We start from the raw sequence: 12,689 nt of genomic DNA, 5'->3' as shown, positions 1-12,689 counted from the left end.
ATGATTCAGAAACTATTAAACGTTACAAGTAAACCGGAGCGGATTGGACTTGGCATTATGTCTGGAACGTCTGTAGATGGCGTGGATGTGGCGATTATTTCTGTAAAAGGCAGCGGGGAAGAGCTGAGTTATCAACAACTTGCCTTTGATACGGTGGATATTCCTCAAGCGTTGAGACGGGAGATTTTTAAACAGTTCAGCCCTACCGAGAGCTCTGTGGATAAACTGTGCAGTCTTAATTTTGAGCTTGGACAGTTATTTGCTTTAGCCGCTCGCTCCGTTGTGGAAAAAGCAGGGTTGAGCATGGCGGATATTGACTTCGTTGGGTCCCATGGGCAAACGATCTATCATATACCTGTGGATCAGCATGATGGGGGCTTAGTAAAATCGACCATGCAGATTGGAGAAGCATCTGTGCTTGCAGAGATGTTTCAATGCCCTGTTGTTTCTGATTTCAGAGTTCGCGATATGGCGGCCGGTGGGGAAGGTGCACCATTGGTTCCTTATGTGGATTATTTACTTTTTCGGTCTGATACGGAGAGTATTGCCTTGCAGAACATTGGGGGAATCGGTAATGTAACATACTTACCTAAAGATGGGTCTGCTTCTGATGTGATTGCCTTTGATACGGGGCCGGGGAATATGATTATGGATGAGGCTATGAATATTCTAACGGATGGTCAATTTCTTTATGATAAAAATGGAGAGCTGGCTGCTAAAGGAACAGTTAATGATGCTATCTTGAAAGAGCTGATGGCTCATTCGTATTTTGCGTTGCCTGTACCTAAAAGTACGGGCAGGGAGTTGTTTGGGGCTACTTTTACGAGAAAACTAGTTGATAGAATGCTTGGGAAGGGACTTTCTTCTGAAGACATTTTGGCAACGGTGACAATGTTTACAGCAATGACAATTGTAGATCAATTAGGCCGATTTCTCCCTGGTGGAGGTGGAGTTGACACGCTTGTGGTTAGTGGCGGAGGAGCTTATAATGCTACCCTTCTTGGTTACTTAAGGGAGTTAGGTGGTTTTGCGGTAAAAACGCAGGAGGATCTTGGGTTTTCAAGCGAGTCTAAAGAGGCGGTGGCTTTTGCATTATTGGCAAATGAGACGTTGTTCGGTGTGCCAAATAATGTACCTAGTGCTACTGGTGCGGCTAAGCAGGTGGTGCTTGGGAAGTTGACGATTTGAAAAAGTGTGGTGGTCTCTTTTCGTCATGAAGACCTCCCTAGCGTGAAAATTGGAAGGGAGATGTCTTCATACTTTCCGATGACAGAAATCCTTTGTTCAATGAAGTTTTGTCATCGTTGAAGCTTTCCGATGACAGAACTCCCTCGTTGCTTGAAGTTTTGTCATCGTTGAAGCTCTCCGATGACAGAAATCTTTTGTTCAATGAAGTTTTGTCATCGTTGAAGCTTTCCGATGACAGAAATCCTTTGTTCAATGAAGTTTTGTCATCGTTGAAGCTTTCCGATGACAGAAATCCTTGGTTCATTGGAGTTTTGTCATCGTTGAAGCTTTCCGATGACAAAAATCCTTGGTTCATTGGAGTTTTGTCATCGTTGCCCCTCTCCAATGACAGAACTTCCTCATTCACTATAGTTTTGTCATCCGGTGACAGTTCCCAAACCTATTCGCTACCTTCTAATTGACCCTCCAACCCCTCTAACAAAAAGTCAGCAATATGAACGGCCCTCAGCACCCCGCTCAACCCTTCTCGCTCAATCCCAAGCTTCATCTGCAACAAGCATCCTGGATTCGCAGTCACAATAGTCGTCGCCATACTTTCGGCTACCTTCTCCATTTTATGATCAAGAATTTGCATCGACATTTCAGACTCGACGATGTTGTAGATTCCCGCCGATCCACAGCAACGGTCAGCATCTTTCATCTCATAAAAGTCTGCACCAACCACCGACTGCAATAACATCCTTGGCTGAAGAAAGGTGCCTTGTACATTGCGCAGGTGGCAGGAGTCCTGGTAGGTAACTCGTTGCGGTCGCACCGACAAATTTTTCTCATGAAACTTCAATTCCACCAAAATGGCGGACATATCCTTGATTTTCTCTTTAAAAGAAACCGCCCTCTTAAACCACTCGTGATCATCTTTCAGCAGATGGTCGTAGTCAACAAGAAAGGCTCCACACCCACCTGCATTGGTGATGATATAGTCAACTTCCAAGTCTTCAAACGCAGTAATATTCCTTTTTGCAAGCTCCTTGCCCCTATCCTTTTCCCCGCTATGGCCGTGAAGCGCTCCACAACAATTTTGCTCCTTTGGTATGACAATTTCACAGCCAGCATGCTGAAGTAGTTTCATTGTGGCATCGTTTGTCTTAAGGAACATGGTATCCATCAGACAACCGGAAAAGAAAGCTACTCGTTTTTTCTGTGTTTGAAGTGCTGGTAGATGTGTAGGACGATTTTTCATTTCCTTCATAGTAGGAACCCTTGGCAGTACACGTTCCATGCTTGCCATACTGTCAGGTAACAACCGCAGCAAACCGGTATGATGAACAGCGTTTTGAATTCCTGACCGTTGGTAGATTCCGAGAAAGTTTGTCAAAACACGCATGCGACTTTGATGAGGGAACAGCCCGTCAAACGCAGTCTTCCTCAATACCCTTACCGGAAGCGAATGCTTCTTATTCTGATTGATGATGTCCCGCGCCTCCTCGAGCAGGTGGCCATACTTTACGCCTGAAGGACAAACAGGTTCACATGCCCTGCACCCTAAACACAGATCAAGGGTGCGTTCCACATCTTCATCTGGTTCGATGACGCCGTCTACTACGGCTTTCATCAGAGCGATTCGGCCGCGTGGAGAATGGGATTCTTTGAAACCAGACTCTACATAGGTCGGACAGGAAGGAAGGCAGAATCCGCAGCGCATACAGTTCAGCAATTCATCCTCATCCATGCGGGTTTTAAATTCGTCTTGAATGGCTTGTTTTTCTTTTACGGAAGTCATCTGGCAACCACCACCCGTTTTCTAGATTCCTTCGCAAAAACCTTGCCGGGATTCATAATGTTGTTTGGATCAAATGCCAGTTTAATAGCCTTCATGGCTGCAATTCCTTCTGCCCCAAGCTTCCACTCGAGGTAAGGTGCCTTCATCATTCCAACACCATGCTCGCCGGTGATGGTTCCGCCAAGCTCAATTGCCTTTGCAAAAATGTCTTCAAATGCCGCCTCCACCCGTTCCATTTCTTCGTGGTCCCGGGCGTCTGTCGCTACTGTAGGGTGAAGATTCCCGTCCCCTGCATGACCGAATGTACAGATCTTCACTTGGTGCTTAAGGGCAATTTCATTAATAGCTTTTACCATCGCGGCGACTTCCGAGCGTGGGACCGTTGCATCCTCGAGTATGGTCGTCGGCTTTAGTCTTGCGAGTGCAGATAAAGCGGAGCGGCGGGCGGTGCGTAATGCTTCTGCTTCCAGTTCAGATTGTGCCACCTGCACGGAAACAGCCTTTTCTGCCAGACAAATCTCCTGTATCTTTTGCATATCCCTTGCCACCACTTCAAGCGGACCGTCCTGTTCGATGAGAAGAACTGCCTGAACGTCTGTAGGGAGACCGATTTTAGCGAAATCTTCCACAACCTCAAGGGTCGGCTGATCCAAAAATTCAAGTGTAGCAGGGATGATCTTATTGGATATGATGGTGGAAACAGTTTTGGCTGCCGCCTCGATATCTTGATAGTGGGCAAGCATCGTTTGTTTCGTTTCCGGCATGGGCACTAGTTTCATTGTTGCTTCTGTGATGATGCAAAGCGTTCCTTCTGAACCGACAAACAGTCTTGTAAGGTCATAACCTGCAACATCCTTCGCAAGCTTGCCGCCCGTCCGGATGATATCCCCATTCGGCATAACGGCTTCTAATGCAAGCACATAGTTTCGCGTTACACCGTACTTCAATCCGCGCAATCCACCTGAATTCTCGTTAATGTTGCCGCCGATGGTGGAAATTTTCATGGAGCTAGGATCTGGCGGATAAAATAACCCTTTCGCTTCAACAGCTTGAATCATATCAAGGGTAACAAGACCAGGCTGAACGGTGACAGTCAAGTTCTCTTCATCCAACTCAAGTAGTTTGTTCATGTGGGTAAAAAGGAGAACGATACCGCCTTCTGTTGGGCAGGTTCCTGCGCAAAGATTGGTGCCAGATCCCCTAGGGACGAGCGGGATTTTGTGTTCGTTGCATAGTTTTACGATTTGAGAGACTTCTTCTGTGTTGCGGGGAACGATGATAGCATCCGGCATAGATTGATAGTTTGGAGTGGCATCATAAGAATAGACAAGCTTTTCGGCATTGCTGTCCAGATAATTTTCGGATCCTACAATATGGATGAATTGCTTTTTTAAACGGTCACTTATCATAAAAAAAACCCTCCCAGTCTATATAACATCTTATCTTTATTTTAATAGAAGGGAGGGGGGAACTCTATGTATATTTATCTAAAGTAATAGCTGGTTATCTAGTGCTTTTTTGTAGAATCATCCAAAAGCATGCAGGCTAGGTAAAGAGTAGTCAAATCATGCGGTTTTTTCAGTTCTAAACCAGTTAACATCTCCACTTTACGTAAGCGGTAATACAAAGTATTGATATGGATATGCATGGCTTTGGCAGTCTCTTTCAAGGATAAGTGGTAGGTAAAATAGACCTGGGTTGTCTCAAGTAAATCCTTCTCGGATATGACGGGAGATAGGAGACGCTGAGCAAACTCTTTCTTCACCTCGATAGGGATTGCTTGCAAAATCATTTCAAGGCGAAGATCTTCTTCAAATATAATTGGCACATCCATCGAACAGGCATTCAGCGCTCTTTCAGCCTCCAAATAGGAATCTTTTAACGAAGAATAGTTGCATGCTTTCCCAATCCCCATAAAAATAGGTGCACCGACATAGCTTTGAAGTTGAGATTGGATATTTTTCAGCAACTTAAGGAGGAGTTCTCTGCTCAAGGTATTATTGCTTGCCAGAAGTAATATCAGTCTGTTCTGTCCCCATTGCACCAACATGTCTTCCTTCTTCAGCTCCACATCCATTTCGGAAAAATACCATCTCTTTGTTTTCATGAACGTTTCACTTGTCTGAAACTCTATTAAAATAACTTGTCGATTCACTTCCATGTTTATTCCTAGCACTTCCGCACGTTTTTTAATGGAAGTGGATGGCCCATCTTCCAATAACCAATCAAACACAAATGTTTCAAGCGATCTTGCTTCCCATTCAAATTGGTCCTGATAATGGCTTTCTTGAATTAATAGCTCTGTCATTTTTTTGATCAATTCCCCGTATGGAAGCACTTTTTCTGGTGTTCCTGTAATACCGATCACGCCAACAACTTTTTGTTGATGGAAGAGGGGAAGGGTGATGCCGGCTTTTACACCGGATAGAGTCGTTTCATCCTGTTTAGAGATTATGCGAATTTGTTTTTCCGAAGCTGCAAGATAAGCCCCTTCATGAAAATTCCCAAGTCTATCAGGGTCTGTACTTGCAACGATGATACCGGATGTATCAACGATAATTAAATCTTCTTCTATAAAATTTTTCACTTCTCTTATGATCTTTTTGGCAAGGGATGTTCGCAGCAAAGGGAGACCTCCTATAAAAAAAGCGGCCTATGAAGAAGGGCCGCTTTCTAGTCGTTATAGTTAACTTACCATAAGTATAGGTAGGCTTCTACTGCTGTTTCAACAATTCTGCTTCACTGCCTGCCTTCTCATGATACCGAATAACAGAAGGCGTCAGTTTTAGAAGCAAATACTCTGGGTCGTCTGGACTTTTAATCCATTCAGATAATTTCTCATCCCAGAATTTCTTTTTTAGATCTGCACTGTCTTCAAAGCTTGCTTGTGCCTCAATTTCAGCGTAAGGCTCCTTCCAACTTGTGCCCTCCATGCCTAGAAGGATATGTACATGTGGGTTCGCTTTTATGTCTTCAATTTTATGAGTGTGCTCGTTTGTTGCACAGTACAATACCAAATCTTCATTGAAGAAAAGCATGAAACGGGAGTATGGGCGGTCCCCTCTTATTGTTGCGAGCGTTCCGATCTTATGGTTACTGAACATCGAAGTGATCTTGCTTTTTAAGTCGGTAGTCATTTTTATCTTCTACACCTTTCATTAAAAAAGTACTCCCAGTTAATGTGGCATGTTTGACGAATTTTTAAACACTTTTGTCGGCAGGTTTCTACGATAAAAAGAATTGGTCAGGGATATGATAATGGTAAAAGTAGAAAGAGGGTGTCCGCGTGTATAAATTTTTCCTTATCATGATTGCTATTGGTTTTCCTTTGTCTGTCCTCGGGTCGCTTCTTCATTGGCCGGTTGTAATGATGTTCATCATATACAGTTTGACGATCGTTGCGCTTGCAAGCTATATGGGGAGGGCGACAGAGAGTATTGCGGTACATACGGGTCCTAGGGTGGGCGGCTTGATCAATGCGACATTCGGAAATGCCGTGGAGTTGATCATTGCATTTTTTGCACTAAAAGCAGGGCTTATAACAGTGGTGCTTGCTTCGTTAACGGGATCCGTTCTTGGAAATCTGTTATTGGTTATGGGGCTTTCGTTTTTTGTAGGAGGATTAAAATTCAAACGCCAAAAGTTTAATGTGTTTGATGCTAGGCATAATTCGGGTTTGTTAGTTTTTGCTGTTCTTGTTGCGTTTGTTATTCCGGAAATTTTTGCACAGGAGATGGGCCCAAGTGATACGTTTGCCCTTAGTGTGGGAATTTCGTTAATCCTGATTTTACTCTATTTGGCGGCACTATTCTTCAAATTAGTGACTCATCGTGGGGTGTATCAATCGTCTGAAACGGAGGGAGCGGCAGAAGAACACGAAACAGCGGAGTGGGGGAAGAAAAAAGCTATCCTGATTCTTTTGTTGGCAACACTTGCGGTAGCGTATGTTTCAGAAAGCCTCGTTCATACATTTGAAGAAGTGGGTGAGGCATTTGGTTGGTCGGAATTGTTTATCGGGGTTATCATCGTGGCAATTGTAGGGAACGCAGCAGAACATGCTTCGGCCATTATTATGGCATACAAAAATAAGATGGACATTGCAGTAGAAATTGCAGTAGGGTCAACGTTGCAAATTGCGATGTTTGTGGCGCCGATACTAGTGCTGATTTCCATCTTTTTTGAAAAGCAAATGGCACTGGTGTTCACGGTACCAGAGCTGATTTCAATGGTAACTGCGGTGCTGCTTGCGATTGTTATTTCCAACGACGGGGAAACGAACTGGTTTGAAGGGGCGACAATCCTTGCAGCCTATTTAATTATGGGGATCGGATTCTTTCTTTTATAGAGTGATTGAGGTTTTGGCATGAACTCGGGGTGTTTTGGCACGAACTCGGCTCATTTCGGCACGAACTTTTGAAATTACACAAAAAAGACTCTGTGCGGTAGGCTGCACAGAGTCCCAAAGCATGTAGGGCTAACTCATCACTTCTAAGTACCAAGGGGTTAAAGCTTTGAACTAAGGAATAAAAAGCTTTATATGTGCACTGTGTAGGTGTAAATCACTCCTTCACTCTAGGGTGTTTATCCGCTTTTTTCCCCTCCTTCGTTTTAGGTATTTATAGTATATAAACACAATCTTATAAATATTCTGATTTATTTAATCTTTTTTTCTTTTTCATATTTTGATGATTCACGCTTACAATGGTAAAGTAGGACAAGTGACAGTAAAATGTAGAGGAGTTATCAGATTGTTTATTAGGTCTTTATTTTATTTAATAGGACTTTTTGTCTTATCCTTCGGGATCAGTTTAACGATAAAATCAAATATGGGGGCCGGAGCGTGGGATGCACTTAACGTGGGACTTTCCACTACATTTGGATTGACCGTAGGGAGCTGGGTGTTCATTGTCGGGATCATCTTGATTGTGATTAATGCTTGGTTACATAAAAGTAAACCCGATTATCTGGCGGTCATTACGATTTTCCTTGTCGGGGTGTTTATCGACTTCTGGTTGATACAGGTGTTAGGCGCATGGATTCCAGTGGGGATGTTTTTCCGTTTTGTTGTCCTTTTAGCCGGAATGGTTATTATGGCGATTGGAATTTCCGCATACCTGCAAGCTAAGTTTCCGGTTATTCCAATTGACAACTTGATGCTTGGGATTCAAAATCGTTTCAAGGTGAAGATGATGACGGCTAAAACAATCGGGGAAGTATTTGCCCTTATTTTTGCTCTTATCTTCAAGGGTCCGATCGGCGTTGGTACGTTTATTATTACGTTTGGGATCGGTCCATTAATTCAGATTTTCTACCCGCGTTTGGAAAACTTATATAAGAAACTGCGACACGAGAGCTGAGGTTAGTTTTCGTGTTTTTTCTTTTGGTAAAAAGTTTCACCTTTCATGGATAATCTGAAATCGCTTCGAAAAAGATAACAGTACATAGATTTCAAGACGATTGAAAGGAGTAATACACATCATGCGCATACTTCAAATTATGTTGGCAGTCTTTATTGCATTTGGTTTTACCATGAGTAGTGTCCAAGCTGAAGAAACAAAAGTAAAAGCTGATAATAAAAAACTGGAGGTACCTAATTCCGTTCTAGACATCTCCAAGGATAACACGTATCCAAACCCGTCACAGGATGTGCCATACCTGCAGCCAAGTGAGCTGTCTCAAGAACTGATTGACTCTTCCAATGTAAAAATTGAAAACCCTAAACTGATCAAGATTTTAAATGAGTCTAACATTTCGCCTTCACCAGTGGCTATCGGCTATCGTGCCACCATCTACCTTGGACAGTGGCCACTGTCATACGAATCCACAGAAACAAGCGTAAACTGGGAATACCAAAAAATCAACACCAATTACACAGATAACCGCGGTGGTAAAGTGCCGCAACAGCTTCACTATCGTCAAGAAGCACAAAAAAGTGTCAAAGGCGGTTTGACTTCCAAAGTGGAGGCGGCTGATGATGTAAAAGAAATGATGATGTTAAAAGCGATGGATAAAACGAAGCTTCCTTTATCCTTCCAGACCATTGTGGGAGCGGGAACGAAAAAGGATCAGGTATATAACATTCCTGTGAAAAAACTAGGCTACCTGTATGCATACTCCCCTGCTGTTAGTGAAAAAGGGAAAATCACTTATGGAGAAGTGTACCTAGTGTTAAAAGGAAAAGAGATGAAAATTGTTGTAAAGAACGTCACCTCACAAGGAATCGGGGCGTGGATTCCGGTTCAGGACCATGTTAGCTTCATTTTTGCAGCGTCCGATCGCCCGAGATAGTATTTTTGCGTTACGCCAGCCTAATTCGATGGGCTGGTTTTTTCCTGTTAAAAGTTGTGATTATTTTACCAGTTTCGATTCTTTTATAAGCTGGGTAATAGAAGGTTACAGAACTTCCACTACCTTGTCGAACGAAAAGCAGCCGCAGACCGAAACTTTTTCCGCCTTCAAGCGTCTTAAAAAGTGAGAATAAAGAGGAGGTCATCAACACGATGATGCACCTGGTATTATTGGTCTTAGGTTTATTTGTTTTGTTAGTTATTGTTCGTACAATGGTCACAGTTGAATTGAGGCAAAAGCCATCTTATATAGAAAACGAAGATAAACACCATGCTATTTTGCTGCTTTGGGGTGTAGGAATCATTTTTTTACTTTTGTTCATTCCATATCAAGCATGGCAATTAACAGGAAGCTCGCGTGAATGGGACGGTGCGTTAGTCTTAGGCTCAAGCTTGATGGGAATTGTATTGATAAGTTTAGGGTTCTATTGCGCACTGAAGGGCAAAAGACTTAAAGCGAGAGTGCCAACCACTTGAATTTCGACCTAAAAGAAAGCCTGGGAGTTGGTGCCCCAGGCTTTTGCTTATTTGGTCAATTTTGTTTCGCGCACGGTAAAATCCGTGGTTGGATAGTACGCATTTTTCACTAATATGTTAGGTCCAAGACAGGCAACCGCTGGACAGTGACAGTCAAGTTCTTTTGCAATGGAGGTATCTTTCCATTTTTCATAGGCCGTTGGCAGGTCTGTGGTTTGAATGTTTCCAAGAGGAGGCGTATCGCCAAAGTCTGTAACGATGATGTCGCCGTTGAAAATATTCACATTCAAGCGAGAGCGGCCGTCCGGGTCATTTCGAACTGTCACATTTTTTGCCTCATAGACTCGTTTCAGTAATTCACGATCTTCCGGATTATCACTGCAAGGATAGAACGGAAGCGTGCCAAATAACATCCATGTATCTTCATCACGCATATCAAGTAGACGATGTATCGCCTCACGCATTTCATTAAGCGTTAGAACTTCCATACCGCTAGCGAAATCGCTTGGGTACATAGGGTGCACCTCATGCCTTTGGCAGTTCATCTCCTCCACAATTTGCTTATGGATATGCTCGATATGCGGAAGTGTCCGTTTATTCAGCATCGTTTCTGCTGACACAATAACACCTGCGGCAGTCAGCGCCTTTGAATTTTCAATCATACGCTCAAAATACTTTGCACGCTGATCATACGTCGGTTTACGGTCCATCATCGCAAATCCGCCTTCCACAAAGTCATCCATCGTACCCCAGTTATGAGAAATATGTAACACATCTAGGTAAGGAATGATTTTCTCGTATCTGGCTAAATCTAACGTTAAGTTCGAATTAATTTGCGTACGCACACCGCGTTCATGCGCATATTTTAACAGTGGCACGACATACTCGTTCACCGACTTCATGCTCATCATCGGCTCGCCGCCCGTGATGCTGATCGAACGAAGTCGTGGAATTTCTTCCAGGCGTTGAATAAGCAATTCTATCGGCAAAGCCTTAGGGTCTTTTGGCTGCAAAGTATAACCGACCGCACAGTGTTCACAGCGCATATTACAAAGCGTTGTCGTTGTAAACTCAACGTTTGTCAGTTCCATTTGGCCGTATTCTTTTACATCTAAATAAGCTTCCCATGGATCATAGGAAGGGGTAATTGGTGGTAGTATGGTTGTCTTCATCGTAAACTCCTTTATCTAAAAAACCTTACCCATCATTGTATCATGATTCAAGGGATTGCAGACCGGGAAATTTCATGTGAAGGTTGCCTGGAGTGCTACAGTGCGGTAGTATAAAGAAAAACTTACAGGAATAACAGAAAGGTGCGATTATCATGGGTAAAGCAACAGAAAACAAAGATTCCCAAGTCGATTACTTGAAAAATAGATTGAATATGTTTTTGGAGGTTGTGGATTCCTTGGATCCAGAATCAACGGATGTTGAAGACATTGACCGCCTGATTCAGATGCTCGATGATTTAGAAGGGAAGTATAATCAGTTTAAGAAAGATTGGGAATAAGGATAAGGCAAGGCTAAAGACTTGATAGCCATACTAAATGGATGTCCCCACCTCTTTAAAGAAGGTTTAAAGACCTTCTAAAATAGAATAAGTATTGCGAGAAGTCTTTATAAAGGGTATAAAGACTTCTTTGCGTTTAAAAAGGGTTAGGAGAGGTCTTGATGACGTGTATGAAGACCGTTTGGAGCATCATAACGGTTTGAAAGTGTCTTCATAAAGGTTATGAAGACTCTTTGGACTGGAAAAAGTCTGTGAAAGTGTCTTCACAGCGGGTATGAAGACATTTTCAAGTAGAAAAAACGCCCGAAGAGGTCTTCAATCTTTTCAAGTAACGCGACCATCCCGAGAGGATTCTCCTATTTCTTAACCATCCTATAAACCTCTAACAACTCCTCTACAGACACCCCATCAATTTTCATGCCGGAAATGTCACATTCGTTAATCTCCACGTCATTCATCTTACAATTCTTAAACCGCGTCCCCATCAACTCACAGCGCTCAAAGCTTACCGGTGCACCTTCAACAGAGGTATCGCTAAATGCCATACCACTCATTTCCACATGCTTCACCCTGCTTCCGGAAAGATTCAAATCAGCAATCAACGTATCTTGAAAATTGATGTTCTGGAATTTTGAACGGCTTAAATTTATGTTGTTGAAATGAGCTCCAGCTAATGTGCTATTATTGAATGCACTGTTTGCTAAATTCGCCTGATAAAAGGTCGCACCTTCCAAGTTGCAGGATTCAAATTCATTTTCCACAGCGGTCGTATAAGTCTTAATCCGCTTGATGTAACACACCTCATCCTCTGTTTCAAATGTACGCTCAAAGCCCATCTTTTCATAAAAATGAAGATTGCCTTTTTGTCTAGAGGAAGTTTCTAAATCCCAAGTTGTCACAGAGGGATGTGCCTTTTCCACTAACCTAATTACTTCAGAACCGAATCCTTTACCTTGATGAGCAGGGTCAATAAAGATTCGATCAATCCGACCGTAACGGCTTACTGTTAGCGTTAAAATAATCCCACCGATAAGTTGCTCTCCCACTAGAACTTTGTAGTAAGTAAGCTCTTCTATCATGTAACGAGTAGTTTGCACGGAATCGTAGCCAGGCGGTTGTATATTATAGTCCACAATATGTGAGTCCAACGAGCCAAGCCAGTGAAGAGCTTCCTCATCAAAAGTTCTTTTCATCAAAGCAGTCAATTGATCTGCATCTTCTAGTCTTACTGGTAAAAGTGTAATTTGTGCCATATTAGTTTCTCCCATCTCTCTGGTCTCTATTTTTCACTTTACCACAAAAATCCAACTGGCATTAGGGTTTTGGTGGAATCGGTTACAAAGTGCTTTATCCTTCTAATTAGAACAAGTATAATGAGGGATGTATA

13 protein-coding genes are annotated in these 12,689 nt (G+C 42.8%); 6 read left to right on the top strand and 7 right to left on the bottom strand.

The genetic code is table 11. The annotated features are described in order from the left end of the window. Entirely contained in the window at positions 1-1,188 is a 1,188-nt protein-coding gene (gene anmK / locus M313_RS0101045; protein ID WP_010191631.1) for an anhydro-N-acetylmuramic acid kinase AnmK, read from the top strand. A 37-nt stretch (positions 1,189-1,225) separates the two neighbouring features. Here anmK and M313_RS0101040 read toward each other — a convergent pair whose 3' ends face one another. The 5 genes from M313_RS0101040 to M313_RS0101020 form a co-directional block, all read right to left on the bottom strand. Then, positions 1,226-1,573: a hypothetical protein gene (locus M313_RS0101040; protein ID WP_010191630.1), complete on the bottom strand. Its 348-nt coding sequence runs from the start codon at positions 1,571-1,573 to the stop codon at positions 1,226-1,228. A 54-nt stretch (positions 1,574-1,627) separates the two neighbouring features. Next, on the bottom strand, positions 1,628-2,968 hold the full coding sequence (locus M313_RS0101035; RefSeq protein WP_010191629.1) for a (Fe-S)-binding protein: 1,341 nt from the start codon (positions 2,966-2,968) through the stop codon (positions 1,628-1,630). Further along, on the bottom strand, positions 2,965-4,377 hold the full coding sequence (gene glcD, locus M313_RS0101030; protein WP_010191628.1) for a glycolate oxidase subunit GlcD: 1,413 nt from the start codon (positions 4,375-4,377) through the stop codon (positions 2,965-2,967). Before glcD ends, M313_RS0101035 begins: the two co-directional genes overlap by 4 nt. Before the next feature lie 98 nt (positions 4,378-4,475). Further along, on the bottom strand, positions 4,476-5,594 hold the full coding sequence (locus M313_RS0101025; protein WP_010191627.1) for a CdaR family transcriptional regulator: 1,119 nt from the start codon (positions 5,592-5,594) through the stop codon (positions 4,476-4,478). A gap of 88 nt (positions 5,595-5,682) precedes the next feature. Then, positions 5,683-6,105, bottom strand: a complete 423-nt coding sequence (locus M313_RS0101020) for a pyridoxamine 5'-phosphate oxidase family protein (protein ID WP_029326272.1) — start codon at positions 6,103-6,105, stop codon at positions 5,683-5,685. 170 nt (positions 6,106-6,275) lie between these two features. Between M313_RS0101020 and cax the strand changes: the two genes are divergently transcribed. From cax to M313_RS0101000, 4 genes are all read left to right on the top strand, one after another. Continuing rightward, the gene (gene cax, locus M313_RS0101015; protein ID WP_034774011.1) at positions 6,276-7,313 is read left to right on the top strand and encodes a calcium/proton exchanger; all 1,038 of its coding nucleotides are present in this window, start codon (positions 6,276-6,278) and stop codon (positions 7,311-7,313) included. A gap of 403 nt (positions 7,314-7,716) precedes the next feature. Next, positions 7,717-8,325 carry a YczE/YyaS/YitT family protein gene (locus M313_RS0101010; RefSeq protein WP_010191624.1) on the top strand — a complete coding sequence of 203 codons (609 nt, stop codon included), beginning with the start codon at positions 7,717-7,719 and terminating at the stop codon, positions 8,323-8,325. A gap of 172 nt (positions 8,326-8,497) precedes the next feature. Further along, the gene (locus M313_RS0101005; protein WP_234946526.1) at positions 8,498-9,256 is read left to right on the top strand and encodes a YfkD famly protein; all 759 of its coding nucleotides are present in this window, start codon (positions 8,498-8,500) and stop codon (positions 9,254-9,256) included. Between the two features lie 212 nt (positions 9,257-9,468). Further along, positions 9,469-9,792 (top strand): hypothetical protein, encoded by a 324-nt coding sequence (locus M313_RS0101000; protein ID WP_010191621.1) that lies wholly within the window; start codon positions 9,469-9,471, stop codon positions 9,790-9,792. A 47-nt stretch (positions 9,793-9,839) separates the two neighbouring features. Here M313_RS0101000 and yfkAB read toward each other — a convergent pair whose 3' ends face one another. Beyond that, on the bottom strand, positions 9,840-10,964 hold the full coding sequence (yfkAB, locus tag M313_RS0100995; protein ID WP_010191619.1) for a radical SAM/CxCxxxxC motif protein YfkAB: 1,125 nt from the start codon (positions 10,962-10,964) through the stop codon (positions 9,840-9,842). A 152-nt stretch (positions 10,965-11,116) separates the two neighbouring features. Here yfkAB and M313_RS0100990 point away from each other — a divergent pair, with 152 nt between their 5' ends. Beyond that, on the top strand, positions 11,117-11,302 hold the full coding sequence (locus tag M313_RS0100990) for an SE1561 family protein (protein ID WP_010191618.1): 186 nt from the start codon (positions 11,117-11,119) through the stop codon (positions 11,300-11,302). A 356-nt stretch (positions 11,303-11,658) separates the two neighbouring features. Here M313_RS0100990 and M313_RS0100985 read toward each other — a convergent pair whose 3' ends face one another. Further along, positions 11,659-12,555, bottom strand: a complete 897-nt coding sequence (locus M313_RS0100985; RefSeq protein ID WP_010191616.1) for a GNAT family N-acetyltransferase — start codon at positions 12,553-12,555, stop codon at positions 11,659-11,661. Positions 12,556-12,689 lie beyond the last annotated feature (134 nt).

Source organism: Bacillus sp. m3-13, from assembly GCF_000175075.1.
In the GTDB taxonomy this organism is placed as follows: Bacteria; Bacillota; Bacilli; order Bacillales; family Bacillaceae_I; genus Sutcliffiella_A; species Sutcliffiella_A horikoshii_C.
The sequence above is the reverse complement of the archived record's forward strand: the minus strand, read 5'-3'. Positions and strand labels throughout refer to the sequence as shown.